The organism is Sphingomonas phyllosphaerae FA2, from assembly GCF_000427645.1.
GTDB lineage: Bacteria > Pseudomonadota > Alphaproteobacteria > Sphingomonadales > Sphingomonadaceae > Sphingomonas > Sphingomonas phyllosphaerae.
The window spans coordinates 2044239-2067984 of record NZ_KE386571.1; the positions used below are offsets into that span (position 1 = coordinate 2044239).

General features: G+C 67.5%; 26 protein-coding genes and 1 tRNA gene. 11 read left to right on the forward strand and 16 right to left on the reverse strand.

Annotated features, from left to right (window positions below):
- Positions 1–102 precede the first annotated feature (102 nt).
- The 6 genes from mmsB to SPHPH_RS0109830 all read right to left on the reverse strand — a co-directional run bounded on the left by mmsB (position 103) and on the right by SPHPH_RS0109830 (position 6591).
- The gene (gene mmsB / locus SPHPH_RS0109805) at positions 103–999 is read right to left on the reverse strand and encodes a 3-hydroxyisobutyrate dehydrogenase (protein ID WP_028966538.1); all 897 of its coding nucleotides are present in this window, start codon (positions 997–999) and stop codon (positions 103–105) included.
- A gap of 10 nt (positions 1000–1009) precedes the next feature.
- On the reverse strand, positions 1010–1786 hold the full coding sequence (locus SPHPH_RS0109810; RefSeq protein ID WP_028966539.1) for an enoyl-CoA hydratase: 777 nt from the start codon (positions 1784–1786) through the stop codon (positions 1010–1012).
- Between the two features lie 464 nt (positions 1787–2250).
- Positions 2251–3291, reverse strand: coding sequence for an enoyl-CoA hydratase/isomerase family protein (locus SPHPH_RS0109815; RefSeq protein ID WP_028966540.1), 1041 nt, complete (start codon positions 3289–3291; stop codon positions 2251–2253).
- A gap of 107 nt (positions 3292–3398) precedes the next feature.
- A complete protein-coding gene (locus SPHPH_RS0109820; protein ID WP_028966541.1) occupies positions 3399–4544 on the reverse strand; it encodes an acyl-CoA dehydrogenase family protein in 1146 nt (381 codons plus the stop codon).
- Between the two features lie 11 nt (positions 4545–4555).
- Positions 4556–5029, reverse strand: coding sequence for a hypothetical protein (locus SPHPH_RS0109825; RefSeq protein ID WP_156025951.1), 474 nt, complete (start codon positions 5027–5029; stop codon positions 4556–4558).
- Between the two features lie 50 nt (positions 5030–5079).
- On the reverse strand, positions 5080–6591 hold the full coding sequence (locus tag SPHPH_RS0109830) for a CoA-acylating methylmalonate-semialdehyde dehydrogenase (protein WP_028966543.1): 1512 nt from the start codon (positions 6589–6591) through the stop codon (positions 5080–5082).
- An 80-nt stretch (positions 6592–6671) separates the two neighbouring features.
- On the opposite strand from SPHPH_RS0109830, the gene SPHPH_RS0109835 reads away from it, so the two are divergent.
- From SPHPH_RS0109835 to SPHPH_RS0109850, 4 genes are all read left to right on the forward strand, one after another.
- On the forward strand, positions 6672–7571 hold the full coding sequence (locus tag SPHPH_RS0109835; protein WP_028966544.1) for a LysR family transcriptional regulator: 900 nt from the start codon (positions 6672–6674) through the stop codon (positions 7569–7571).
- Between the two features lie 214 nt (positions 7572–7785).
- Positions 7786–8433, forward strand: a complete 648-nt coding sequence (locus SPHPH_RS0109840) for a PEPxxWA-CTERM sorting domain-containing protein (RefSeq protein ID WP_028966545.1) — start codon at positions 7786–7788, stop codon at positions 8431–8433.
- A complete protein-coding gene (locus tag SPHPH_RS0109845; RefSeq protein ID WP_028966546.1) occupies positions 8430–9011 on the forward strand; it encodes a L,D-transpeptidase family protein in 582 nt (193 codons plus the stop codon). The genes SPHPH_RS0109840 and SPHPH_RS0109845 overlap by 4 nt, the downstream gene beginning before the upstream one ends.
- A 142-nt stretch (positions 9012–9153) precedes the next feature.
- A complete protein-coding gene (locus SPHPH_RS0109850; protein WP_028966547.1) occupies positions 9154–9684 on the forward strand; it encodes a CAP domain-containing protein in 531 nt (176 codons plus the stop codon).
- A 36-nt stretch (positions 9685–9720) separates the two neighbouring features.
- Here SPHPH_RS0109850 and SPHPH_RS0109855 read toward each other — a convergent pair whose 3' ends face one another.
- Positions 9721–9909 carry a hypothetical protein gene (locus SPHPH_RS0109855; protein ID WP_156025953.1) on the reverse strand — a complete coding sequence of 63 codons (189 nt, stop codon included), beginning with the start codon at positions 9907–9909 and terminating at the stop codon, positions 9721–9723.
- A 354-nt stretch (positions 9910–10263) separates the two neighbouring features.
- Positions 10264–10515 carry a DUF2171 domain-containing protein gene (locus SPHPH_RS0109860; protein WP_028966549.1) on the reverse strand — a complete coding sequence of 84 codons (252 nt, stop codon included), beginning with the start codon at positions 10513–10515 and terminating at the stop codon, positions 10264–10266.
- A gap of 56 nt (positions 10516–10571) precedes the next feature.
- Here SPHPH_RS0109860 and SPHPH_RS0109865 point away from each other — a divergent pair, with 56 nt between their 5' ends.
- The gene (locus tag SPHPH_RS0109865) at positions 10572–10784 is read left to right on the forward strand and encodes a hypothetical protein (RefSeq protein ID WP_037488399.1); all 213 of its coding nucleotides are present in this window, start codon (positions 10572–10574) and stop codon (positions 10782–10784) included.
- A 50-nt stretch (positions 10785–10834) separates the two neighbouring features.
- Positions 10835–11893, forward strand: a complete 1059-nt coding sequence (locus SPHPH_RS0109870) for a ribonucleotide-diphosphate reductase subunit beta (protein WP_028966551.1) — start codon at positions 10835–10837, stop codon at positions 11891–11893.
- A gap of 242 nt (positions 11894–12135) precedes the next feature.
- Here SPHPH_RS0109870 and SPHPH_RS0109875 read toward each other — a convergent pair.
- A tRNA-Arg gene (locus tag SPHPH_RS0109875) sits at positions 12136–12212 on the reverse strand.
- Between the two features lie 83 nt (positions 12213–12295).
- Between SPHPH_RS0109875 and SPHPH_RS19425 the strand changes: the two genes are divergently transcribed.
- Positions 12296–12796 (forward strand): hypothetical protein, encoded by a 501-nt coding sequence (locus tag SPHPH_RS19425; protein ID WP_051272950.1) that lies wholly within the window; start codon positions 12296–12298, stop codon positions 12794–12796.
- On the opposite strand, the gene SPHPH_RS0109885 is transcribed toward SPHPH_RS19425, so the two are convergent.
- The 4 genes from SPHPH_RS0109885 to hemB form a co-directional block, all read right to left on the reverse strand.
- The gene (locus tag SPHPH_RS0109885) at positions 12793–14985 is read right to left on the reverse strand and encodes a spermidine synthase (protein WP_028966552.1); all 2193 of its coding nucleotides are present in this window, start codon (positions 14983–14985) and stop codon (positions 12793–12795) included. The genes SPHPH_RS19425 and SPHPH_RS0109885 overlap by 4 nt on opposite strands.
- The gene (locus SPHPH_RS0109890) at positions 14978–15514 is read right to left on the reverse strand and encodes a GNAT family N-acetyltransferase (protein WP_028966553.1); all 537 of its coding nucleotides are present in this window, start codon (positions 15512–15514) and stop codon (positions 14978–14980) included. The genes SPHPH_RS0109885 and SPHPH_RS0109890 overlap by 8 nt, the downstream gene beginning before the upstream one ends.
- Positions 15515–16157: 643 nt before the next feature.
- Positions 16158–16679, reverse strand: a complete 522-nt coding sequence (locus tag SPHPH_RS0109900; RefSeq protein ID WP_028966554.1) for a GNAT family N-acetyltransferase — start codon at positions 16677–16679, stop codon at positions 16158–16160.
- Positions 16676–17668 carry a porphobilinogen synthase gene (hemB, locus tag SPHPH_RS0109905; protein WP_028966555.1) on the reverse strand — a complete coding sequence of 331 codons (993 nt, stop codon included), beginning with the start codon at positions 17666–17668 and terminating at the stop codon, positions 16676–16678. The genes SPHPH_RS0109900 and hemB overlap by 4 nt, the downstream gene beginning before the upstream one ends.
- A 77-nt stretch (positions 17669–17745) precedes the next feature.
- On the opposite strand from hemB, the gene SPHPH_RS0109910 reads away from it, so the two are divergent.
- Entirely contained in the window at positions 17746–18627 is an 882-nt protein-coding gene (locus SPHPH_RS0109910) for a diacylglycerol/lipid kinase family protein (RefSeq protein WP_028966556.1), read from the forward strand.
- 125 nt (positions 18628–18752) lie between these two features.
- Here SPHPH_RS0109910 and SPHPH_RS0109915 read toward each other — a convergent pair whose 3' ends face one another.
- The 3 genes from SPHPH_RS0109915 to xseA are packed head-to-tail and all read right to left on the reverse strand — an operon-like array spanning position 18753 to position 21197.
- Positions 18753–19580 carry a M23 family metallopeptidase gene (locus SPHPH_RS0109915; RefSeq protein ID WP_028966557.1) on the reverse strand — a complete coding sequence of 276 codons (828 nt, stop codon included), beginning with the start codon at positions 19578–19580 and terminating at the stop codon, positions 18753–18755.
- The gene (locus SPHPH_RS0109920) at positions 19580–19780 is read right to left on the reverse strand and encodes a DUF2093 domain-containing protein (RefSeq protein ID WP_028966558.1); all 201 of its coding nucleotides are present in this window, start codon (positions 19778–19780) and stop codon (positions 19580–19582) included. The genes SPHPH_RS0109915 and SPHPH_RS0109920 overlap by 1 nt, the downstream gene beginning before the upstream one ends.
- A gap of 13 nt (positions 19781–19793) precedes the next feature.
- Positions 19794–21197, reverse strand: coding sequence for an exodeoxyribonuclease VII large subunit (xseA, locus tag SPHPH_RS0109925; RefSeq protein ID WP_028966559.1), 1404 nt, complete (start codon positions 21195–21197; stop codon positions 19794–19796).
- Between xseA and purD the strand changes: the two genes are divergently transcribed.
- From purD to SPHPH_RS0109940, 3 genes are read left to right on the forward strand one after another with little or no spacing between them, the layout of a single operon-like run.
- A complete protein-coding gene (gene purD / locus SPHPH_RS0109930; RefSeq protein ID WP_028966560.1) occupies positions 21196–22455 on the forward strand; it encodes a phosphoribosylamine--glycine ligase in 1260 nt (419 codons plus the stop codon). The genes xseA and purD overlap by 2 nt on opposite strands.
- 31 nt (positions 22456–22486) lie before the next feature.
- Positions 22487–23158 (forward strand): hypothetical protein, encoded by a 672-nt coding sequence (locus tag SPHPH_RS0109935; protein WP_051272951.1) that lies wholly within the window; start codon positions 22487–22489, stop codon positions 23156–23158.
- The gene (locus SPHPH_RS0109940) at positions 23155–23619 is read left to right on the forward strand and encodes a GreA/GreB family elongation factor (protein ID WP_028966562.1); all 465 of its coding nucleotides are present in this window, start codon (positions 23155–23157) and stop codon (positions 23617–23619) included. Before SPHPH_RS0109935 ends, SPHPH_RS0109940 begins: the two co-directional genes overlap by 4 nt.
- The last annotated feature ends 127 nt before the right edge of the window (positions 23620–23746 follow it).

The window sequence follows — 23746 nt, forward strand, 5'->3', positions numbered from 1 at the left end:
TGCGATGCCGGAAGCCCATTCCCCTGCCCCCAGCCGTCGCCCCGGACTTGATCCGGGGCCCCGCTTCTTCTCGCTCCACCAAAGAAGAAGCGGGATCCCGGATCAAGTCCGGGATGACGAGGAAGATTGCTCCAGCATCCGGATAATCCCCGAGAAATCCAGCCCGCCCTGCCCGGCCTCCACGAACGCCCGGTACAGGTCACGCGCGCGCGTCCCCATCGGCACCTGCGCCGCCGCACCGTCCGCCGCCGCCATCGCCAGTTCGAGGTCCTTGAGCATCAAGGCCCCGGCGAACCCACCCCGATAGTCGCGATCCGCCGGCGACTCCGGCCCGACCCCCGGCACCGGACAGTAAGAGGTCATCGACCAGCTCTGCCCGGTCGCCTTGCTCGAAATGTCGTAGAAGGTCTGCGCATCCAGCCCCAGCTTTTCCGCCAGCGCAAACGCCTCGCACGTCGCCGCCATCGTCGCGCCGAGGATCAGGTTGTTGCACATCTTGGCGACCTGCCCTGCGCCGCTGTCGCCGGCATGGATCACCGCCTTGCCCATATCCTCAAGGAACGGCCGCGCGCGCTCGAACGCCGCCGCCGGGCCGCCGACCATGAACGTCAGCGTCCCCGCCTGTGCCGCCGCGATCCCGCCCGACACCGGCGCGTCGACCGCCGCGATCCCGCGCGCCGCCGCCTCCCCGGCGATCCGCCGCGCGGTGGCGAGGTCGATCGTCGAACAGTCGATCAGCACCGTGTCCATCGCGACATCGCCGAGGCTCTCGGCATAGACCTGCGCGACATGGGTGCCGGCGGGCAGCATCGTCACCACCGCCTCCGCGCCGTCCGCGGCGTCGCGGGCTGACCCGACCGGCAGGCACCCCGCCGCGCGCGCCGCGTCGAGCGCTGCGGCCGACAGGTCGAAGGCGCGGACGTCATGCCCCTTCTTCGCGAGGTTGGCGGCCATCCCGCCGCCCATATTGCCCAGCCCGATGAACCCGACGCGCGCCATCATGCCTCTCCTACTTGCCCGTCCATTGGCCGGGGCGCTTCTCGACGAAGGCCGCCATGCCTTCCTTCTGGTCGGCGGTGCCGAACAGCCCGTGGAACAGCCGCCGCTCGAATTGCACGCCTTGCGCCAGCGTCGTCTCGAACGCGGCGTTGACCATTTCCTTGTTCGCCAGCACCGCCAGCGGCGCCATGTCGGCGATCGTCTGCGCGGTCTTCACCGCTTCCTCGACCAGCTCGGCGGCGGGCACGATCCGGCTGACCAGCCCGGCGCGTTCCGCCTCGGCGGCGTCGATCATCCGCCCGGTCAGGCACATCTCCATCGCCTTGGCCTTACCGACCGCGCGCGCCAGCCGCTGCGATCCGCCCATCCCCGGCGTCACCGCCAGCTTGATCTCGGGCTGGCCGAATTTCGCGGTGTCGGCGGCGAGGATGAAGTCGCACATCATCGCCAGTTCGCACCCGCCGCCCAGCGCATAGCCGGCGACTGCGGCGATGATCGGCTTGCGTGTCTGCGTCAGCCGTTCGTAGCCACCGAAGAAATTTCCGCCGTACATCTCGGCGAAGCCCTGCGCCGACATCTCCTTGATGTCCGCGCCGGCCGCGAACGCCTTCTCGCTGCCGGTCAGCACCGCACAGCCCTGCGACGCGTCGGCATCGAACGCGGCAAGCGCGGCGAGCAGGTCGGCAAGCACCTGCGAATTAAGCGCGTTGAGCGCCTTGGGCCGATTGAGCGTGATCAGCGTCACGCCGCCGCGCTGTTCGACCAATAGGGTGTCGTATTCGGCCATATCGCCTCACCTCCGTCGCCCCTGCGCAAGCAGGGGTCTATGTCTCTGTATTCTTCAACCAACGGCCTGACACAAACCCGCCGCGCATGTGTCCGGCGTCTCGCGACACGCCACAGACATGGGCCCCTGCCTCCGCAGGGGCGACGGCGTTAGCGGAGCGCTCCAGTCCCGCCACTCCCGTCGCTCCTGCGCAGGCAGGAGCCTATGGCTGTGTATTCTTCAACCAACGACCTGACACAAACCCGCCGCCCATGCGTCCGGCGTCTCGCGTTACGCTACAGACATGAGCCCCTGCCTCCGCAGGGGCGACGGCGTTAGCGGAGCGCTCCCGTCTCTTCACACCCGTCGCCCCTGCGAAGGCAGGGGCCCATGTCTGCCAAATCTCGAAACCTCGGCTCGACACACACGCATCATCCATGTGTCCACCGCAGCGCGAGCGGCGAGCCGCGCTACCCGCACCCCCATCACCCCGGCGTCCACGCCTCATCCTCCGGCAACGGCGCGAAGATCCGATCGATCATGTGATCACTCACCCCCTCGACCGTCGTCGGCTCCCAGCGCGGCGCATTGTCCTTGTCGACGATCAGCGCGCGCACGCCTTCGAGGAAGTCCGGCCGCTGCACGACCCGGCACGCCACCGCATATTCCTGCCGCATCTCATCGGCGAACGTCGCCATCCCTGCGGCATCCTTGAGCAACTTCAGCGACACCTTCATCGCCTGCGGCGACTTGGTCGCGAGCGTCGCCAGCGTCGCACCCGCGAACTCACCGCCATCGGCCTGCAACGCGGCCAGCACCTCTTCGAGATCATCCGACGCGAACAGCCGGTCGATCACATCGCGCTGCGCAAGCAGCTTCGCCGCGGGCGCTTCCTCCGCCAGCCCGGACAGCGTCGCCTCGATCGCCGCGGGATCGGCGACGATCCGCGCCTTGGCCTCCTCGACGTGCGCGGCGGGCAGGTAATGCGTCGCCAGCCCGAGCGCGAGCGCCTCCGCGCCGTCGAGCCGCGCGCCGGTCAGCGCCAGATAATGGCCGATCCGCCCCGGCAGCCGCGACAGATACCAGCCGCCGCCGACGTCGGGAAACAGCCCGATCCCGGTCTCCGGCATCGCCAGCCGCGTATTCTCGGTCGCGACGCGGTATTTGCAAGGTTGCGACACACCGACCCCGCCGCCCATCGTCACCCCGTCCATGAACGCGACGGTGTCCTTCACATAGGTGAACAGCCGGTGGTTCATCCGATATTCGGTGTGAAAGAAGGCCCGCGCCGCCGCACCATCGCCAGCGCCGCTCCCCGCCAGCATCCGGATGTCGCCGCCCGCGCAAAAGCCCCGTCCCTCCGCATGGTCGATCATGACGCAGCGCACCGCCTCATCCCCGCGCCATTCCTCGAGCGCGTCGAGGATGCCCTGACACATGCCAGTGGTGAGCGCGTGCAGCGCCTTGGGCCGATTGAGCCGAATACGCCCGACCGGGCCGTCGACGGTCGTGATGAGGTCGCTCATTCACCCTCTCCCGTTCGTCATTGCGAGCGCAAGCGAAGCAATCCAGGGCGTCCCGATCCGGCCCTGGATTGCTTCGCTACGCTCGCAACGACGGATAACGATCCTCCTCACTGCCGCACCAGCTCACGGCCGATGATCATCCGCATCACCTGATTGGTCCCCTCGAGGATCGAATGCACGCGCAGGTCGCGCCAGAAGCGCTCGATCGGATAGTCCATCAGATAGCCATAGCCGCCGTGGAGTTGCAGCGCGCGGTCGACCACGCTCGATCCGGTATCGGTCGCCAGTCGTTTCGCCATCGCCGCGAACCGCGTCTTGTCGGGCGCATTCGCGCTTACCTTCGCGGCAGCGACGTACAGCAGGCAGCGCGCCGCCTGAAGGTCGGTCTCCATATCCGCCAGCATGAACTGCGTGTTCTGGAAATCGCTCACCGCGGTCCCGAATTGCTTGCGGTCCTTCGTATAGCGGATCGCCTCGTCCAGACATCGCTGCGCCCCGCCCAGCGAGCACGCCCCGATGTTGAGCCGCCCGCCATCCAGCCCCGCCATTGCGAAGCGGAACCCCTCGCCTTCCTCGCCGACGCGGTTGGCGACCGGCACGCGGACATTGTCGAACGTCACCGCGCGCGTCGGCTGCGCATGCCAGCCCAGCTTGCGCTCGTTCGCGCCGAACGAAACCCCGGGCATGTCCTTCTCGACGACGAGGCAGGAAATGCCCTTCGGACCTTCGACACCGGTGCGCACCATCGTGACGTAAAGCTCGTTTTCTCCGGCACCGGAGATGAACTGTTTCGTCCCGTTGACGATATATTCGTCGCCATCGCGGTACGCGCTGGTCTTTAGCGCCGCCGCATCCGATCCCGAACCCGGCTCGGTCAGGCAATAGCTGGCGATGCGGTCCATCGTCACCAGATCCGGCAGATACCGCGCCTTTAGCTCTGCCGAGCCGTAGCGATCGATGATCCAGCTCGCCATATTGTGGATGGAAATGAATGCGCTAGTGGTGGGACAGCCATAGGCCATCGACTCCATGATCAGCGCCGCCTCCAGCCGCCCGAGGTTGATCCCGCCGCTCTCCTCGCTGACGTAGATCGCGGCGAACCCCAATTCCGCCGCTGCCTTGATCGTATCACGCGGAAAGATATGCTTTTCGTCCCATTCCGCCGCGAACGGTGTGATGCGATCGGCGGTAAAGCGTTGCGCGAGCGCCTGAATTTCGCGCTGCTCGTCGGTCAGGTCGAACTGGTCGGTCATGCTCAATATCCTCAGCAGCGGCGATAGCGCTGCGTGGCGGTCGGGCTGGTGCGCACCAGCATGGTGCCCCCGGCGTCGAGCCGATAGACTTCGCGGGCGTAAACCCCTGGCCCCTCACCCGAAAAACGCAGATCGACCGCCAACTCCTGCGGACTACGGCGATCGATGTGCTGCACGCGCGCACGTGATTCGTAGAAGCGGATCGTGTCTGCATCGATGTTGATGCGCCCGGTCGCGGCGGTGTTGGCCAGCTCGCAATCATTGTCGCCCGCGCCCCAATAACCAAGGAATTCCGTGGGAAAGGCACGGTCGCGCGCGGCGTTGGGCGTGCTCTTGGCGATCGGAACACCGGTGCGCGCGGTGGTGGCGGCGCCATTCTGCGCCACCGCCTGCTCGATCGCCGCCTGCGCCGCGGCTTCCTTTTCGGGCACCTCGACGCGGTTATAGTCCGCATCGTGGCTCGAACAGGCCGCGAGCAACGTCATGAAGACAATCCCGTTCGCCTTGATCCTGGCCAGAAGTCGCATCGCGTCCGTCACCCCATCGTCGGAATCACGAACGCATCCTGCACCGCCGTGGGTCCGCCCCCCGCCCCATCGGGCCAGCGCTGCGTTACCGTCTTGACCTTGGTCCAAAATTTCACGCCTTCCATGCCGTGCTGGTTGGTGTCGCCGAAGGCCGAGCGCTTCCAGCCGCCGAACGTGTGATAGGCGACGGGCACCGGGATCGGCACGTTGATCCCGACCATCCCGACGTTGACGCGCGCCGCGAACTCGCGCGCGGCATGGCCGTTGCGCGTGAAGATCGCGACGCCATTGCCATATTGATGCTCGCTGGGCAGCCGCACCGCCGTTTCGAAATCGGGCGCGCGCACGATCTGGAGCACGGGGCCGAAGATTTCCTCCTTGTACGCCTGCATGTCGGGCGTGACGTGATCGAACAGGCTGGGACCGATGAAGAAGCCCTGCTCATGCCCCTGCAACCGGAAGTCGCGACCATCAACGACCAACTCGGCACCCTCGTCGACACCGGTCTGGATCCAGCTGGCGACGCGTTCGCGGTGCGCCGCGTTTACCACCGGGCCGTAATGCGCCTCGGCATCGGTCGACACGCCGACCCGCAACGCTGCGATCGCGGGGAGCAATTTCTCGCGCAGCGCCTCGGCGGTCCTGTCGCCGACCGGCACGACGACCGGCAACGCCATGCACCGCTCACCCGCCGACCCGAAGGCCGCGCCGGACAGATCGGCGACCACCTGATCCAGATCGGCGTCGGGCATGACGATGCCGTGGTTCTTCGCCCCGCCCATCGCCTGCACGCGCTTCCCCGCCGCGACGCCGCGGCGGTAGACGTGATGCGCGATGTCGCTCGACCCGACGAAGCTGACCGCCACGATCGCGGGATGGTCGAGGATCGCGTCCACCATCTCCTTGTCGCCGTGGACGACCTGCAACACACCCTCGGGCAGCCCCGCCTCGCGCATCAGCTCGGCGAGCCGCACCGGGACGCTGGGATCGCGCTCGCTGGGCTTCAATATGAAGGCGTTGCCGCATGCAATCGCGACGCCGAACATCCACATCGGGATCATCGCCGGAAAATTGAACGGCGTGATACCCGCGCCGATGCCGATCGGCTGGCGCATCGAATAAACGTCGATCCCCGGCCCGGCACCCTGCGTATATTCGCCCTTGAGCACATGCGGGATGCCGCAGGCGAATTCGATCACCTCCAGCCCGCGCTGGATATCGCCCTTCGAGTCGGCGATCACCTTGCCATGCTCGGACGACAGCAGCTGCGCCAGCGCGTCCATGTTCGCCTCGACCAGTTCCTTGAAACGGAACATGACGCGCGCGCGGCGTTGCGGGTTGGTCGCTGCCCACGCCGGTTGCGCAGCCTGCGCCGCCGCCACCGCGCGGTCGAGGTCCGCGGTGGTGCCGAGCACGACCTGCGCCTGCACTTGCCCGGTGTTGGGGTCGAAAATGTCGGCGGTGCGTGCGCGGGCGCTGCCGCCGCCGCTGCCCGCGATATGATGGTCGAGCTGGCGCATCGCATCTCTCTCCTGTGTCGCGCTGGTGTGCGCCCGGGGCGAATTGCCGGCAAGCGACAATTCTGCAACGGTCACCTGCAATGACGCAGCCCTTGCCCTGGAACGACCTGCAGGATTTCCTCGCGGTCGCGCGCGCCGGCCAAATCGCGCGCGCCGCGACGCTGGTCGGGGTCGATGCCACCACGATCGGTCGTCGGCTGCGTCGGCTGGAGGCGCGGCTCGGCCGCACGCTTTTCGAGCAGACTCGCGAAGGACAGGTCCTGACCGAAGCGGGCGAGGCGCTACTCGCACAGGTCGAGGAGATGCAGAATGCCGCCGAGCGGATCGTCGAGGCGCGCGGCCCCGCCGAGTCGCTGTCGGGCGTGCTGCGCGTCAGCGTGTCCGAAGGGTTCGGCACCTGGCTGGTGGCCGAGCATCTTCAGGAATTCGCCGCCCAACATCCGGCGCTGACGATCGATCTCGCCGCGAGTTCGGGATTCCTAAGCCCGTCCCGGCGCGAGGCGGACGTCGCGGTGCTGCTGGCGCGCCCCCGGCAAGGGCCGGTGGTGGCCGGCAAGCTGTCGGACTATGCGTTGCATCTTTATGCTGCACGGTCGTTGATCGCGCGGGCCGGGACGGTGACGCGCGACTCGCTGGGGGACCGGCATGCAATGATCGGCTACGTCCCCGATCTTCTCTATTCCCCCGAGCTGCGCTTCGTCGACGATGTCGGCCCCTTACCCACGCCGACCCTTCGAAGCTCCAGCATCAACGCGCAGGCGCGGCTGATCGCGACCGGCGCAGGAGTCGGGGTCTTGCCGCATTTTATCGGCGGCGCCCTGTCCGACCTGGAGCGCGTATTGCCCGAAGTGACCATCAAACGCACCTTCTGGCTGGTCACGCACCGCGACACGCGACAATTGCGGCGGGTTCGGGCCTTTTCGTCATGGCTGACCGGGCTCGTTGCCAAGCACCGCGCACGGCTTGATCCACCGCGTTAACTTTTCGCCGCGACGTTAACCTTTCGCGTAATTGTTAACGCGTCACCGGCAGACCTTGGCATGTTGCAGTTTATCGGTGGCGCATCGGCCACACCGGTTCGGCTTTGTACCTTGTGTCGCATTTCTGGAACAGATTCTACTGGACTTGCGGAGACAGTGCGGCGCAGAAGCGTTCTACCCCAATCGGACTATTGAACAGGATTCGGTCGACGGGATGAAGAACTGGCGCACCCTTATCACCTCGATCTCCCGCACGACGCTGGTCCGTGCGGCGGTGGTGCTGGGTGTCGGCGGTTCGGTGATCGGCAGCTATGCCGGGCTTGGCGTCCTGGGCGGCACCGTGCCGTTCGCAGAGGCGATGAACCTGCCTGCCGCGCTGGCGGTGCTCCCCGACCCTTTGTCAATCATGACCGCGCGTTCGCCCGGGGAACGCGGGCATGGCGCGATGTTCAACATCAAGCAGACGAAACGTCCGCGTCAGCTGGCCAGCGTTCGGCCGCGCGGGCCGCGTGAGCGGGTGTTGAGCAACGTGCGGGAGCGTAATCCGGTCGCCGGCGTGCCGACAGGCGATCTGCCGATCACTCCCGGCGGCTTCGTCCCCGACCTCGCGCCGGTTTCCCCCGATGCGCTCGGCCCAGGCGGACCGGGCGGCGGTGGTGACTCGTTCGGTCCGCCGCCGGTCTTCCCGACAGGTCCGGGTGGCAACATCCCGGGTGTGCCGGGGCCAACGCCGACTCCCACGCCTACCACCCCGGTTCCGGCCGTGCCGGAACCCGCGACGTGGGCGATGATGACGCTGGGGTTCGCGATCACCGGCCTCGCGGTACGCCGCCGCAAGCGGACCCGCACCACCGTCGCATGATCCGCGAGACGCTCGGCGTCGCTGCGTTCGTGCTGGCGGCTGTTTCGCCTGCCGCCGCGACGACCACCGCCACTACGATCGGCAGCTATGGCGCGCGGTTCCGCTACCCGGCGGGGCGCGAGGGTGTGCTGCCGATGACCGGTGCGCAAGCCCTGCGGGTGCGCAGTCTGCTCGCGATCCGCAAACCGATGCGGTTCGGCGATTACGTCTGGAACGACATCGGTGTGACCGCGAGCGGCAAGGTACGCGTTCGCGTCGACCTGCCGCGGCAGATGATCTCGGTGTTCCGCGACGGACATGAGATCGGCACCGCCGTGATCCTGTACGGCACCGATCACAAGCCGACACCGACCGGCACCTTTCCGATCCTGATGCGCGCGCGCCAGCATCAATCGTCGCTCTACGATGCCGAAATGCCGTACATGCTGCGGCTGACCAACGACGGTGTGGCGATTCACGCCAGTTCGGTGCGTCGTGGCTCGGCCACACACGGCTGCATCGGCGTGCCGCTGTCGTTCGCGCAATTGCTGTTCGATCAGGTCGCGCGCGGAGATCCGGTGACGATCGTCGGCGCGTGATGCGGCAAGATCCGGCGCTTGTCCGGTAAGTTAATGCTCGGAGCGCCGCAGGTATGAAGACGCGCTAACCAGATTCCCTAACTGCCGGTAAGGACCGCGCCCCGTAATTTCTCCTGGTCATCAGGAAGAGGTTACCCGGCCCATGCCGCGTTCCACCCAGCATCATCGCCCGTTGTTCGTCGCACTCGCCGCGTTGCTGTGCGCACCGTTCATGGCCGGCGCCACGAGCTACTCGAACACGTTCGATGCCCGCGTGCTGGCAGCGCAGAATGCCGAACGCGCCGCATTGGGCATCGCGCCGCTGCGCTGGAACCCGGAACTGGTCGAGTCGGCGCACGCCTGGGGCCAGTATCTCGCCGCCACCGGCCGTTTCGAACATGCGCCGGAGCGGCGGATGGATCCGGAGGGCGAAAACCTGTGGGCGGGTACGCGCGGCTATTACTCGCCCGAAGCGATGGTAGGCGGCTGGGTGCGCGAGAAGCGCTACTTCAAGCCCGGCGCGTTCCCGAACAACAGCACCACCGGGCGCGTCGCGGACGTCGGTCATTACACGCAATTGATGTGGCGGGACACGGTCGAGGTCGGCTGCGCGCTGTCGCGGGGGCGCGATGAGGACGTGCTGGTCTGCCGCTACAAGAACGCCGGCAATTACCGCGGCGAGCGTCCGTTCTGACGCGATACGGCGCCGGGCGACGCAGCCCCGGCCCGCTTAGACGAAACGAACCATCGTCCGGCGGCGCAGGATATAACTGATCACGCCGAAGTCGAGGATCATCTTCAGCCACGTCCGCCGCTCCGGTAAGGCGCTGTCGCTCACGGCCGGGAGGAACTTGCCCGACGCCGAGGTCATCGCCATGTCCGTAGGCGAGGTGAAGTGCATCGTGGCGGTGTTCGTCATGTGCGACGCTCCCCTCGCCCGGATCGCCTGCGCGCGGCAGCGACCGGTCATTACGTGGCCGATCTGGTATCTGCGCCCACATCAACCACAATAGATTGCGACCGAACCATCGGTCATGTACCGTTCGCTGACAGCGTGAATCGCGGCCGTAGGGTAGCGAACGCGGTGCGATCGGGATCTTCTATCGGGACCGATCTCGCGATGGCGGCGCGACTCGCGGGCCGCCGCGGAAGGCGGAGCGACAGGATGCGGATGGGCGGCGACATGCCTCGGCGACATACAAAAACCCCGGCGCGCCGTGCGGCCGCCGGGGTCTTCGTGGCCGTCCGCGCATGCGGCGGCGCGGTGAAGGGCTTATTCGGCCTCTTCGAACATATCCTGCGCGTTCTGCGCGGTCGCCGACAGACGCACCGTGTCGCCTTCCACCTCGGCAACCAGCCCCAGCGGGATGTAATGGTGCTTGGCGCCCTGCCCGTCCTGCGTGGATGGCGAGTCGTTCTTGGTCAGCTTGATACGGTCACCATCGACGTGGTCGACGGTGCCGACGTGCACGCCGTCTGCACCGATTACTTCGGCATGTTCCTTGATCTGGCTGGCATCGACCATGGTCGTTCTCCTTGGTTGGGTTCGGGCGGCAAACGCGCCGCTGCGGCTTTGGTCGCATGATCGAGACGCTGCCGCTGCAATCCGCGATCATGTTCGCGGTCGCCGCCGTCTTTGTGCTCGCGGGAGCATGGCTGTTGGTGCAATTGCGTCATCCGCAAGGACCGGCACGCGTCTATGTCTATCGGATGGTCGGGATCATGGCGCTGGCGGGGGGCAGCGTGCTGGCGATGTCGGCCTGGGCAATGTGGCAATGGAGCCTTGAAGCCTGATCGTACCGTTCGTCGATAAGTTTTCTGAATATCTTTCACCGGAGCACATCATGCCGCTTCTTCAGGCGTCCAAACAGTACAAGCCCTTCGAATACCCGTGGGCATTCGAATATTGGAAGCGCCAGCAGCAGCTGCACTGGCTACCGGAGGAAGTGCCGCTCGGCGAGGATTGCCGTGACTGGGCGCAGAAGCTGACCGATCACGAGCGCAACCTGCTGACGCAGATCTTTCGCTTCTTCACGCAGGCCGACGTCGAGGTGCAGGATTGCTATCACGAGAAATATGGTCGCGTCTTCAAGCCGACCGAGGTCAAGATGATGCTGACCGCGTTCAGCAACATGGAAACCGTGCATATCGCGGCTTACTCGCACCTGCTCGACACGATCGGGATGCCGGAAAGCGAATATGGCGCGTTTCTCGAATATGCCGAGCTGAAGGAGAAGCATGATTACATGCAGAACTTCGGCGTCGACAGCGACGAAGACATCGCGCGGACGCTGGCGATGTTCGGCGGCTTCACCGAGGGTGTGCAGCTGTTCGCCAGCTTTGCAATGCTGATGAACTTCCCGCGCTTCAACAAGATGAAGGGCATGGGGCAGATCGTGACCTGGTCGGTGCGCGACGAGAGCCTGCATTGCGAGGGCATCATCAAGATGTTCCACACCTTCTGCGCGGAACGGCAGTGTCTGACCAAGGCGGTAAAGGACGACATCGCCGACGTTTGCCAGACGACCATCCGCCTTGAAGACAACTTCATCGATCTCGCTTTCGAGATGGGCCCCGTGAACGGGATGACCGCCAAGGACATCAAGAAGTATATCCGCTACATCGCCGATTGGCGGATGGGGCAATTGGGACTGAAGCCGATCTACATGATCGACGAGCATCCGATCCCGTGGCTGACGCCGCTGCTCAACGGCGTCGAACATGCGAATTTCTTCGAGACGCGCGCCACGGAATATTCCAAGGCCGCGACGCGCGGGCAATGGAACGACGTGTGGGATAGTTTCGACAAGCGCCAGAAGGCGAAGGTCGCCACTCCCGCGGCGAACGAAGACCCGAGCGAGACCGGCGACATGTTCGCGCGCGCGGGCGTCGCCGCCGAATAGGCGAGTTCGCACCGGTGAACGAGAAGGGCCGCGCGTGGCGACACGTCGCGGCCTTTTGCGTGGCAGCAATTAAAGCGTTGATTGATTTGGCGGGAAGACGAGTTCAGGGCGCGTGCAATCCTCGCCCAGGCAGCAGATCGATCAACAGCCGTAAAGACGCAGGCACCAGAACAATGCGCATGAAAAAAGGGGCAGCTTTCGCTGCCCCTCTATTTCCACTGACTTTCTCCGGTAAGAGAAAGTGGCGCGCCCGGAACGATTCGAACGTCCGACCCTCAGATTCGTAGTCTGATGCTCTATCCAGCTGAGCTACGGGCGCCCTGTGGAGCGGCGCTGTTACGCGGCGAATCAGATACGCGCAAGGGCATTGCGTCACTTTTTTTGCGCCTCTAGGCAAAAAACATGTTTCGCGCCCTTGCCCCGCTCGCTCCGCTCGCGCTCCTCGCCGCCTGTGCGAGCGACCCGACCGTTTACCCGTCGCTCGCGCCGCGCCCGGTCGAGAAGCTAGGCTTCGCGGAGCCGGCTACCCCGCCGCCCGCCCCCACTGTGCAAGACCCTGCGCTGGAACAAGAATTGGCGGCGATCACCGTGAAGGGCAACACCGCCGCACGCGACTTCGACAAGGCCGCGGCGCGGGCCGAGACGCTTGCGCGCGCGGCGCGGGGAGCGAAGGTCGGGAGCGATGCGTGGATCGCGGCCCAGACCGCGATTGCAGATCTGGATGCGCTCCGGTCAAGCTATGGCGATACGGTGGGGGCGCTCGACGACCTTGCCGCCCAACGCGCGGCGGCGCTGCAACCAGCATATCCGGCGCTGGAACAGGCACTTGTCAATGCCCGCGCCACGGCACAAACGCAAACCGAGCGCATCGATGCGCTCGCGGGATCGCTGCCGGGCGCCTAGAAGGTCAGGAGCGGGAGGATGCTGGCGTAATCGTCGGTCCAGGGTGCAAAGCCTGGACGGCGCACCAGATTCCTCCAGTCGCCCTCGCCGCCTGCCACCAGCGCGAGCGTCCAGGAATCTCGGGTCATAACTACCCAGGAAGACGGCGTTTCTTCCTCCTGCAACAGCGAGGGGCGGTGGTCGAGGATCAGCGCCTGCCACCCGCCGGCGCGCGCTGCGGCGGCGACGACGGGGCGCAAGTTGACGAAACGGTTCGAGATATGGACCGCCAGAACGCCATGCGGTGACAGAACGCGCGCATATCCGGCGAACGCTTCGCGGGTCAGGAGGTGCATGGGGACCGCATCCGACGAAAAAGCGTCGAGTGCGAGAACGTCTAGGCTCGCAGGGTGCGCGCGTTCGAGCGATAATCGCGCGTCACCCAGCACCATCGTCGCCCGTGGTGCGCAATCCGCGACGAACGTGAAGCGTCGGGTGCGCGTCAGTGCCACCATCGCCGGATCAATCTCGTAGAAGCTCCAGCGCTGCCCCGGCTGCGTGTAGCAGGCGAGCGTCCCGGTGCCGAGCCCGACAACCCCGATCCGCGCCTCCGGTCCGAACAGCATCGGCGCGGCGCGCATCACGCGACCGACGCCCGAATCGGGCGTGTAATAGGTCGTCGGGGTTCGCTCGCGTGCGCGGGTCCCGGTCAGTTGCACGCCGTGGAGCGTGGTGCCGTGGATCAGCGTGCGGCGGCGCGATTCGTCGGCGACGGTGTAGACGCCGAAATAGCTACGGACGCGCGCGCCGGGCTCGAGCGAGAGCGACAGCGAGCGGACGCCGCCGAACAGCAGCAGCCCACTGGCCAGCACCAGTAGATAGGGAAGGCGCGCGCCCAGCGACACGAGCCCGCCGATGGCCACGAACGTGAAGATCACGCCGGTATGATGCACCTCGCGGAAACCGGCCGGGTCGCGCGACAGCACCAGCAGCGCGAGGCACAAGGCGCCGACGATCAGCGTCGCCCCCGCCACCGTCATCCCGCGGCGATGCCACAAGGCGCGCAGCGCGGGCGTCAGATAGGTCTGCGGAACCAGCGCACCCGCGGCAACGATCAGCAGCGGATATTCCCACGTCCAGTCGAACAGGGTCGGCGCGATCAGCCCCGCAAATACCCCGCCCAGCGCCCCGCCGAACGACATGGCGAGATAGAAGCCGGTCAGCCGCGCCGGCTCCGGGCGCAGGCGATAGAGCTGCGTGTGGAGCGCGACCGAAATCATGAACAGCAGGATCAGCGCGGTGATCGCGCTGAACGTCGCGCGCTCGGCGAAGCCGCCCATCAGCACGCCGCCGAATAGCACGATCGTCACCGGCGCGGTATTGGTCAGGAAATCGGCGATGCCGCGCCGCGCGGCGAAGGCGATCGAGAAGCTGAGCAGATAGAGCGCGAGCGGAATGACCCACAAGAGCGGCATCGCGACCAGATCGGTGCTGACGAAGGTGCTGGTCGCCAGCATCATCCCCGAGGGGACGAAGCCCAGCGCGATCCAGCGCGCCACCCGCGCCCGGCCCGGTGGCGGGTCCTGCGCCTGCGCACGCGCCGGCTCGCGCCCGGCGGGCAGCAGACGCCCGCAGGCGGCGACGAACAGGATCAGCAGCAGATAGCCCGCGCTCCACAACCAGCGCTGCCGCGAAACGCTGAGCAGCGGCTCGACGAGCAGCGGGAAGGCGAGCAGCCCGGCGAAGCTGCCGAAATTGGAGGCGGCATAGAGCGCGTAAGGGTCGATGTCAGGGCGGGCGCTGGCGAACCAGCGCTGCATCAGCGGCGCCTGCGCCGACACCGCGAAGAACAGCGGCCCGATCGAGATGACGAATAGATAGGGCACCCACAAGGCCGGCTCGGCCCCCACGGGGAGCACTTTGTCGCTAAGCCCGATCGGCAGGAACGCGCAGGCGGCGAGCAGCACGAGCAGATGCACGTGCCCCTGCCGCCGCGGCGCAACGCGCCCGAGCAGGTGCGCATAGCCATAACCGCCCAGCAACAGCGCCTGATAGACGAGCATCGCCGAGTTCCACACCGCGGGCGCGCCGCCGAGCCGTGGCAAGGCGATGCGCGCGATCATCGGCTGGACGAGGAACAGCAGGAACGATCCGGTCAGGATCGTCGCGACGAACAGCCCGCGTCCGCGCGCCGTGGCGGGGTCAGCCATTCAGCGGGCGGTCGATGCGGTAGAGGACGTGGCGGCGCAAGGGACTGTCCGGGGCAAGATCGGGATGGTCGAAGTCACCCCCCTCAACGCGCGTCATGCCGAGCCGCTCCATCACGGCGCGGCTGCGGCGGTTGGCGACGGTCGTGACCGCAAAGACGGCGTCGGTGCCGCGCGTCCATTCGGCGGCCAGCACCGCGCGTGCGGCTTCGCTCGCCAGCCCCTGCCCCCATGCCGCGCGCGCCAGCCGCCAGCCGATCTCCGGCAGCCCGGCAATCGGGCTGCCGGCCGGGCCGGGCTCGACGCCGCAAAAGCCGATGAAGGCGCGATCGTGCCGTCGCTCCACCGCCCAGAAACAGCGCCCGAAGCTTTGGGCGATCTCGTTCGACTCGCGCATCATGGCGTGCGCGCCGGCGTCGGTGGTCGGCGGGCCGATGTGGCGCATCACCTCTGCATTCTGCCCCATGGCGTGGAACGGCGCGACATCCTCCTCGCGCCATGCGCGCAGGATCAGGCGTTCGGTGACGATCATGGACGGTCGATCCGGTGGGTCATGGAGTGTGACAGCGCCGGATCGATTAGCGGCGCCGGGTGGGGTTGGTCCATGTCAGGCCCATGCGGCATTCCTGATCGTGCCAGCAATCCCCGCCACCGTCATGCCCATGCTTCGGCCAATCGATGTTCGGCGATTCCCGGTCCTTGCTCGTCATCCCGGACTTGATCGAGACCTCTGCGAAAGTGCGGACCATATCCTTCGTAAGCCGTTCCCCGGCGGAGGCCGGGGTCCAGTTGGGAAGGTGTTTCAGCCAGTTACAAGCCTCCCCCAACTGGGCCCCGGCCTTCGCCGGGGTACAAGAAGGGGATTTTCGCAGAGGCCTCGAACAAGTCCGGGGTGACGAAGTATTCGGGGCCGCCTCCAGACTTTCGCATAGTTTTCGACTTGATCCGGGATCCCGCTTTCGAACAAACCGCTCTTCATTGCGAGCGCAGCGAAGCGATCGAGGGCGTCCTGGTCCGGCTCTGGATTGCTTCGCTTCGCTCGCAATGACGGATCGCATTAACGTCATACCGCGAAGAAGCGGGTCCCCGGATCAAGTCCGGGGCGACGAGCAGGAGGGTAGTCGACTCGTAGAATTGACGACGTCACCGCAACGGGACCAACTGCTCGGTGACGATCACGGACGTTCGATGCGGTAGGTCACGCTGTCGGCGAGCGCCGGATCGTCGGGGTATTTCGGGTGCATGAAGTCCAGCTCGGGCACATGCTGCATTCCGAGACGGTCCATGACACGCTGGCTGGCGACGTTGCGCCGTCCGGTGATCGCATACACCGCCGGTTCGGCGCGGTTCGCCCATGCCCAGTCGAGCCAGCCCGCCGCCGCCTCGGGCGCGTAACCCGCGCCCCACCAGTCGCGGCCGATCATCCAGCCGATCTCCAGCAAACCCTCGATCGGGGTGTCGGGCGCACCCGGCTTCAGACCGACATGTCCGATCACCTGCCCGCCCTCGCGCCGCTCGACCACGCCGAAGCCGAGTGGCGCATAGCCGCGGTGGCGTTCCAGCACCGCCAGGCACGCCGCCTGATCCTTCGGGCCACCGAGGTCGGCGGTGACCAGCGGATCGCTCCACATCGCCAACAGCGCCGCATGATCCGCAGGCGTGGGCGTCCGCAGGATCAGGCGTGCGGTCTCGATCACGCGCCGAGCAGCCGCGCCGCCAACGGCGCATGATAGGTGAGCACGCCCGAACAGCCGGCGCGCTTGAACGCCAGCAGCGTTTCCAGCACCATCGCGTCGCGATCCGCCGCGCCCGCCGCCACCGCGGCTTCGATCATCGCGTATTCGCCCGACACCTGATAGGCGAACACCGGCACCGCAAACGCCTGTTTCACCTTGGCGACGATATCGAGATACGGCAGCCCGGGCTTGACCATCACGCTGTCGGCGCCCTCGGCAAGATCGAGCCCGACCTCGCGCAGCGCTTCCTCGGCATTGGCCGGGTCCATCTGATAGGTGGTCTTGTCGCCCTTCAGCAGCCCGCGGCTGCCGACCGCGTCGCGGAACGGGCCGTAGAAGGCCGAGGCATATTTGGCGGCATAGGCCATGATCTGGACGTTGACGAAGCCCTCACGCTCCAGCGCGGTGCGGATCGTGCCGACGCGGCCGTCCATCATGTCGCTGGGCGCGATCACGTCCGAGCCGTTGCGCGCCTGATTGAGCGCCTGTTGTACCAGCGCGTCGACGGTGCTGTCGTTGGTGACATAGCCGCGCGCGTCGACCAGCCCGTCGTGCCCGTGGGTCGTATAGGGATCGAGCGCGACGTCGGTGAGCAGGCCGATGTCGGGGACCGCATCCCTGATCGCGCGCAACGCCTGGCACATCAGATTGTCGGGGTTGAGCGCCTCCGCGCCATCGTCGCTGCGGCGGCCGGATTGCGTATTGGGGAAGAGCGCGAGGCATGGGATGCCGAGCGCGGCGGCTTCCTTTGCGCGTGCGACGATCCGGTCGACCGACCAGCGCGACACGCCCGGCAAGGCGGCGATCGGCTCCTCGACGTCGTGCCCCTCGGTGATGAACAGCGGCCAGATCAGGTCGGCCGGGGTGAGCACATTCTCGGCGTGGAGCCGGCGGCTCCAGGCGGCGGCACGGGTGCGGCGCAAGCGCAGCGCGGGATAAGCGGCGTGCATGGGTGCGCTTTCCCGCAATCCGACTTTCCATGCAAGCGTTACGGAAGCGAAACACGCCGTGGTGCGTTGTGCGCGGCATGAGAGAGATCCGTTCCGCCGCTCTGATCGTCAACGCCAAGTCGCGTCGTGGCCGCAAGCTGTTCAAGCGCGCGTGCCGGCGGCTGCGCGACCTGCCGTTCGGGGTGACGCCCTATGCGGTCAAGGACCCCAAGCATCTCGACCGGACGGTGCGCAAGGCGCTGGAGAGAAAGCCCGATCTGGTGATCCTCGGTGGCGGCGACGGGACGATCAGCGGGTTGGTCGACCTGCTGGTCGGGCATGACGTGATCCTCGGCGTGCTGCCGCTCGGCACCGCGAACAGCTTCGCGCGGTCGCTGGGGCTGCCGCTCGATATCGACGGCGCGATCGACGTGCTGCGCGACGGGGTGGCGAAACGGATCGATCTGGGGATGATCGACGACGATTATTTCGCCAATTGCGCGGCGATGGGGCTGAGCCCGCAGATCGCCGAGACGGTGCCGCACAATCTGAAGAAGGTTGCCGGGCGGATCGGCTATCTCGGCTGGGCCGGGTATCAGCTGACGCGGTTCAAGCCGTTCACGCTGTATGTCGACGACGGCTCGGGCGAGAAGAAGCTGCGCGTCGTCGAGGTGCGGATCTCGAACGGGCCCTATCATGGCGGAACATGGCTGGTCGACGAAGCCGGGATCGCGTCGGGCGAGATCGTCGTGCAGGCGGTGAAGGGGCATTACAAGCGCCGGCTGGTGCGCAACTGGGCGTACAGCTTCCTAGGGCGCAGCGAGCGGCACCACGATACGGTCAGCTTCTCGGGCAAATCGATCAAGGTGCGGACCGATCCGCCGCTGCCGATTTCGATCGACGGCGAGGTGCTGGCGCATACCCCGGTCACCGCGCATGTCGCGGCGGGGGTGATCGAGGTGATGGTGCCGAAGCCTTAGTCCGATCCAAAGTCGCTGCCCTCCTCCTCCGTCATCCCGGACTTGATCCGGGATCCCGCTTCTTTCCCGATCGCCAAAAGAAGCGGGGCCCCGGATCAAGTCCGGGGCGACGAAGTGAGGGTCGTTCAGGGCATCGGTCCCGCGACCAGCAGCGGGTCGATCCGCGCGCCGTTCCACGTCATCGCCCAGTGCAGGTGCGGCCCGGTGGCGCGGCCGGTGCGGCCGACCAGCCCGAGTGGCTGCCCCTGCCGCACCCGCGCGCCGACGCGCACGTCGATGCGCGACAAATGGAGGAAGGCGCTGGTCACGCCATGCCCGTGATCGAGGATCAGCAGCCGCCCCTCCAGCGTGAACGGCGGGTCGGCCGCGAGCGTCACCACGCCGTCGGCGGGGGCGACCACTTCCGCGCCCTCGGGCTTCGCGACGTCGACGCCGCCGTGATAGCTGCCCGGCTCGCCGGCATAGATGCGCTGCGCGCCGAACAGCCCGGAGATGCGGCCGAGCGCCGGCCAGACCAAGCGCTGTCGCCAGCCGTCCGCGTCGTTGCCGGTCGCGCGCGCGGCGACGATCTGCGCCAGTTCGCCGGCGCGTTTGGCGGCGAATTCGGCGTCGGGCACCGGGATCTTGCGCAGCGTTGGCAAGCGCTCGATCCGCCAGTCGCCGGGCGCGATCGTCAGCGTGGCGGTCTGCGTCGTGCCATCTGAAAGCGTTGCGGCGAGCAGCGCCTGCGGCTTGGCATCGCGGTCGAAGGCGATCACGAAGCGCCCGTCCGGGGCGACCGCAACCGGCGCGCCGTCGAGCGTCAGGCGCGTCGTGCCGGCGGGTGCAGTGCCGAGTACCAGCGCGCCCTGTCGCAGTCCGTCGCTAAGCCCGAAACGCGCGGGCGGGATCGTCTGGGGCGGTGCAGCGGCAGCGACGGCGAGCAGCGGCACCAGATACGCGGTCCGGCGCATCACCGCGGCGCCAACTCCTCCATCGCGATCGCGCCGCTGGCGAACGGGCGCTGGGTCGCGACGTCCCAGTAGCGGAGGTCCTCCAGCGCGATCCGCGCGCCGCTGACCGCGCACACCACATGATCGCCGGGCGCCAGAATGCGGAAGCCATTGGCCATATAGTGCAATTTGGCGGGGCGGTCGGTGTGGGACATCAGCATCGGTGGCGGGCTCTCAGATCAGGCGGGGCTGCTCGGGTTTGTCAGGATAGGCGCGGCGTGCGCTCCGCTCAACCTTTGCCTCCGGTTTGGCGCTCCCGTCGACCTGCACCGCCACCGACCCGTCGCGGAAGCGTAAGGCGAGCGCACCCGCCGCGCGCGCCGCATCGGCGGTGGTGACGGTGCCGCCCGCCGCCGCCTCGACGCGTGCATAGCCGCGTTCGAGGATGCGGTCGGGATTGAGGCTGTCGACCAGCCGGCCGACATCTGCGAGCCGCCGCCGCGCCGCCTCCAGACGCCGTTCGAGCGTCGCGGGGCGGATCGCGCCCGCGGCGTGGGTCAGCTCGCCGCGCGCCCGCGCGACGCGCCGCTCCAGCGCGCGGTCGCCGCGCATCCCAAGATCGTCGAGCCGCTGCCGCTGCGGCCCGAGCAGCCGGTCGCGGGTCGGCATCACCCGCACCAGCGCCGCCAGCTGCTCGCGCCCGCGCTCGACATAGCGGCGCGCGCAGCGCTGCGTGCGGTTCGCCATCGCGTCGAGCGACAGCCGCAATTCCGCGAGCACCGGCACCGCAATCTCTGCGGCGGCGGTGGGGGTCGGCGCGCGCAGGTCGGCGGCATGATCGCACAGCGTCGTGTCGGTCTCGTGCCCGACCGCGGAGATGATCGGGATCGAGCAGGCGGCGACCGCGCGCACCACCGCTTCCTCGTTGAAGGCCCACAGATCCTCGATCGAGCCGCCGCCGCGCGCGACGATCACCAGATCGGGGCGCGGGATCGGGCCACCTTCGGGCAGTGCGTCGAAGCCGCGCACCGCCGCCGCCACCTCCTCGGCCGCACCGGCGCCCTGCACCTTGACCGGCCAGACGATGACATGCGTCGGGCAGCGGTCCTCGAGCCGGTGGAGGATGTCGCGGATCACCGCGCCGGTCGGCGAGGTCACCACCCCGATCACGCGCGGCATGAACGGCAGCGGCTTCTTCCGATCGGCATCGAACAGCCCCTCGCCCGCCAGCTTGGCCTTGAGCTTTTCGAGCAACGCCATCAGCGCGCCCGCGCCGGCCAGCTCCATCCGCTCGATGATGATCTGATATTTGGAGCGGCCGGGATAGGTGGTCAGCCGCCCGGTCGCGATCACCTCGATGCCGTCCTCGGGGCGGAACGCCAGCCCGCCCGCGCTGCCCTTCCACATCACGCCGTCGATGACCGCACTCTCGTCCTTCAGGCAGAGGTACAGATGGCCGGACGTCGCGCGCTTGTAGCCCGAAATCTCTCCGCGCAGCCGGACATGGCCGAACTCGCCTTCGACCATCCGCTTCAATCGGCCCGACAGTTCGCCGACGCTCAACGCCATCGCATTGTCGCCGGGCGTCGGCTCGGCTACCAGCCGCCCCGCCTGAGTATCGTAAAGGGGGTCGGCCATGAACATCCTGCTGGTGGGTTCGGGGGGACGCGAACATGCGCTCGCCTGGAAACTGGCGCAGTCTCCGACGCTCGATACGCTCTTCGCCGCGCCGGGCAACCCTGGCATCGCCGAACATGCGACGATCGCCGAGCTGGACGTGACGGATCACCGCGCGGTGGTGGATTTCGTGCGCCGTCATCGGGTTGGGCTGGTCGTGATCGGCCCGGAGGCGCCGCTGGTCGACGGCCTCGCCGACAATGTCCGCTCGATCGGCGTGCCGGTGTTCGGCCCCGGGCGCGAGGCGGCGAAGCTGGAGGGGTCGAAGGGCTTCACCAAGGATCTGTGCGCGCGGATGGGCATCCCGACCGCACGCTATTTCCGCGTGACCTCGAAGGACGGCGCGCTCGCCTGTCTCGACGATTTCGGCGAGGCGTGCGTCATCAAGGCCGACGGACTGGCGGCGGGCAAGGGCGTGGTGGTCGCCACCTCGCGCGCCGAGGCCGAGGCGGCGATCGCCGACCTCTATGCGCATGGTCCGGTCGAGGCGGTGATTGAGGAGATGCTCGAAGGACCGGAGGCGAGCCTGTTCGTGCTATCGGACGGGACCACGACCGCCGCGTTCGGCTCGGCGCAGGATCACAAGCGCGTCGGCGATGGCGACACCGGCCCCAATACCGGCGGGATGGGGGCGTACAGCCCGGCGGCGGTGCTGACGCCGGAGCTGGAGGAACGTGCGCTGGGCGAGATCGTCCGGCCGACGATCGATTGTCTCGCGGCGTCGGGGACGCCCTATGTCGGGGTGCTCTATGCCGGGCTGATGCTGACCGCCGACGGTCCGAAGCTGATCGAATATAACGTCCGCTTCGGCGATCCCGAATGTCAGGTGCTGATGATGCGCTACACCGGCGATCTCGCCGCGCTGCTGCTCGCGGTCGCCGAGGGGCGGCTGGCTGACGTGCCCGCACCGGAATTTGGCGACGCTGTTGCGCTGACCGTGGTGATGGCGGCGGAGAATTATCCGGGCACACCGCGCACCGGCGGCACGATCGCCGGGATCGATGCCGCACAGGCGGATGGCGCGGTGGTCTTCCAGGCGGGGACGGCGTTGAAGGACGGGCAATTGGTGTCGGCGGGCGGCCGCGTGCTGGCGGTGACCGCCACCGGCGCCGACGTGCCCGCTGCGCAGCGTGCGGCCTATGCCGCGGTGGAGAAGGTCGACTTCCCGACCGGCTTCTTCCGTCGCGACATCGGAGCCAAGGCGGTGATCGACGGTTGAGCGCGCAGCACTTTCGGCGCAGGACCGGCTCATGAATTCAACCAGCTTCGATCTCGACCCTATTTCCCAGAACGGCGTGCTCGTCACGATCGCGCTCGCGCTGGTCGCGGTGCTTGCCGTGCTCACGATCATCGCGATGGTGTGGGGGGCGCGGCTGAAGCGCCAGCGCCGCGCCGCCGAAGCGGAAGAACAGCGCCGGATCGAGGAGCTGAAGGCGGACGGCGTCGAGGTGACGAACACCGCCGAGGGTGGCTCGCCGGTCGTCGCGGCGGCGGCTCCCGCGCCAACGGCACCGCCCCCTGCCCCTACTCCTGCACCCGTTGCGCCGGCTCCGAGCGACCGCGTTGCGGACGATCATCAGGCGGCGCTGCGCGACGAGCCGATCGCCGCGGCGGCACCGCTGGATGCGACGCCCGCCAGCGTCGCCGCCGACGCGCCGGTCGCGCCCGCCGAAGAAGGTGGCGCGCAGTCGATAACGATCCTCAAGGGGCTCGGCCCGAAGATCGCAACGCGGCTGTCCGAACTCGGGATCACGCGGCTCGACCAGCTGGCGTGGCTCGACGATGCCGAGGCCGAACAGCTCGATGCGCAGCTCGGGGTCTTTCAGGGGCGAATGGAGCGCGACCGCTGGCGTGAACAGGCGCGGCTGCTCGCGCACGGCGATCGTGCCGGTTACGAAGCGCAGTTCGGCAAGCTCGGATGAGCGTCGCCTTCCGTCGCGAGAGCGATGACGAACATCTCGAACCGAAGTTCGAACTGCCGATCCCGCCCGGCCCCAATCTGGTGACGCCGCGTGGGCGCGGGCTGATCGAGGCGCGCGTGGTCGAGCTGGAGGCGGCGTTGGCGGCGGCGTCTGACGCGGAGGCGGCAAAGCCGATCGCGCGCGATCTTCGATACTGGAAGACGCGGCGCGCGACCGCGATCGACACCGCGCCGCGGGAAGATGGCGTGGTCGGATTTGGCGGTCGGGTGCGGTTCGCTCTGGCGGGCAAGGAACGCGAAGTGACGCTGGTCGGGGACGACGAGGCCGATCCGCCGGCGGGGTTGCTGTCGTTCTCCGCACCACTGGCGCGCGCGCTGATGGGCGCGGAGGCTGGGGAGCTGGTCGCGTTCAACGGGCGCGAGGATGCGATCGAGGTGCTGGAGGTTGGGGCGGCGGGGTAGCGGCTGCTATTCCGCTGCTCGTCAATTCAACCTCGGTTGCCACCCCGGCGAAGGCCGGGGTCCAGCTACGCAACCTCCATGACTACGCGCATCGCTTCTTTACGACAGCCTTTCCAACTGGGCGCCG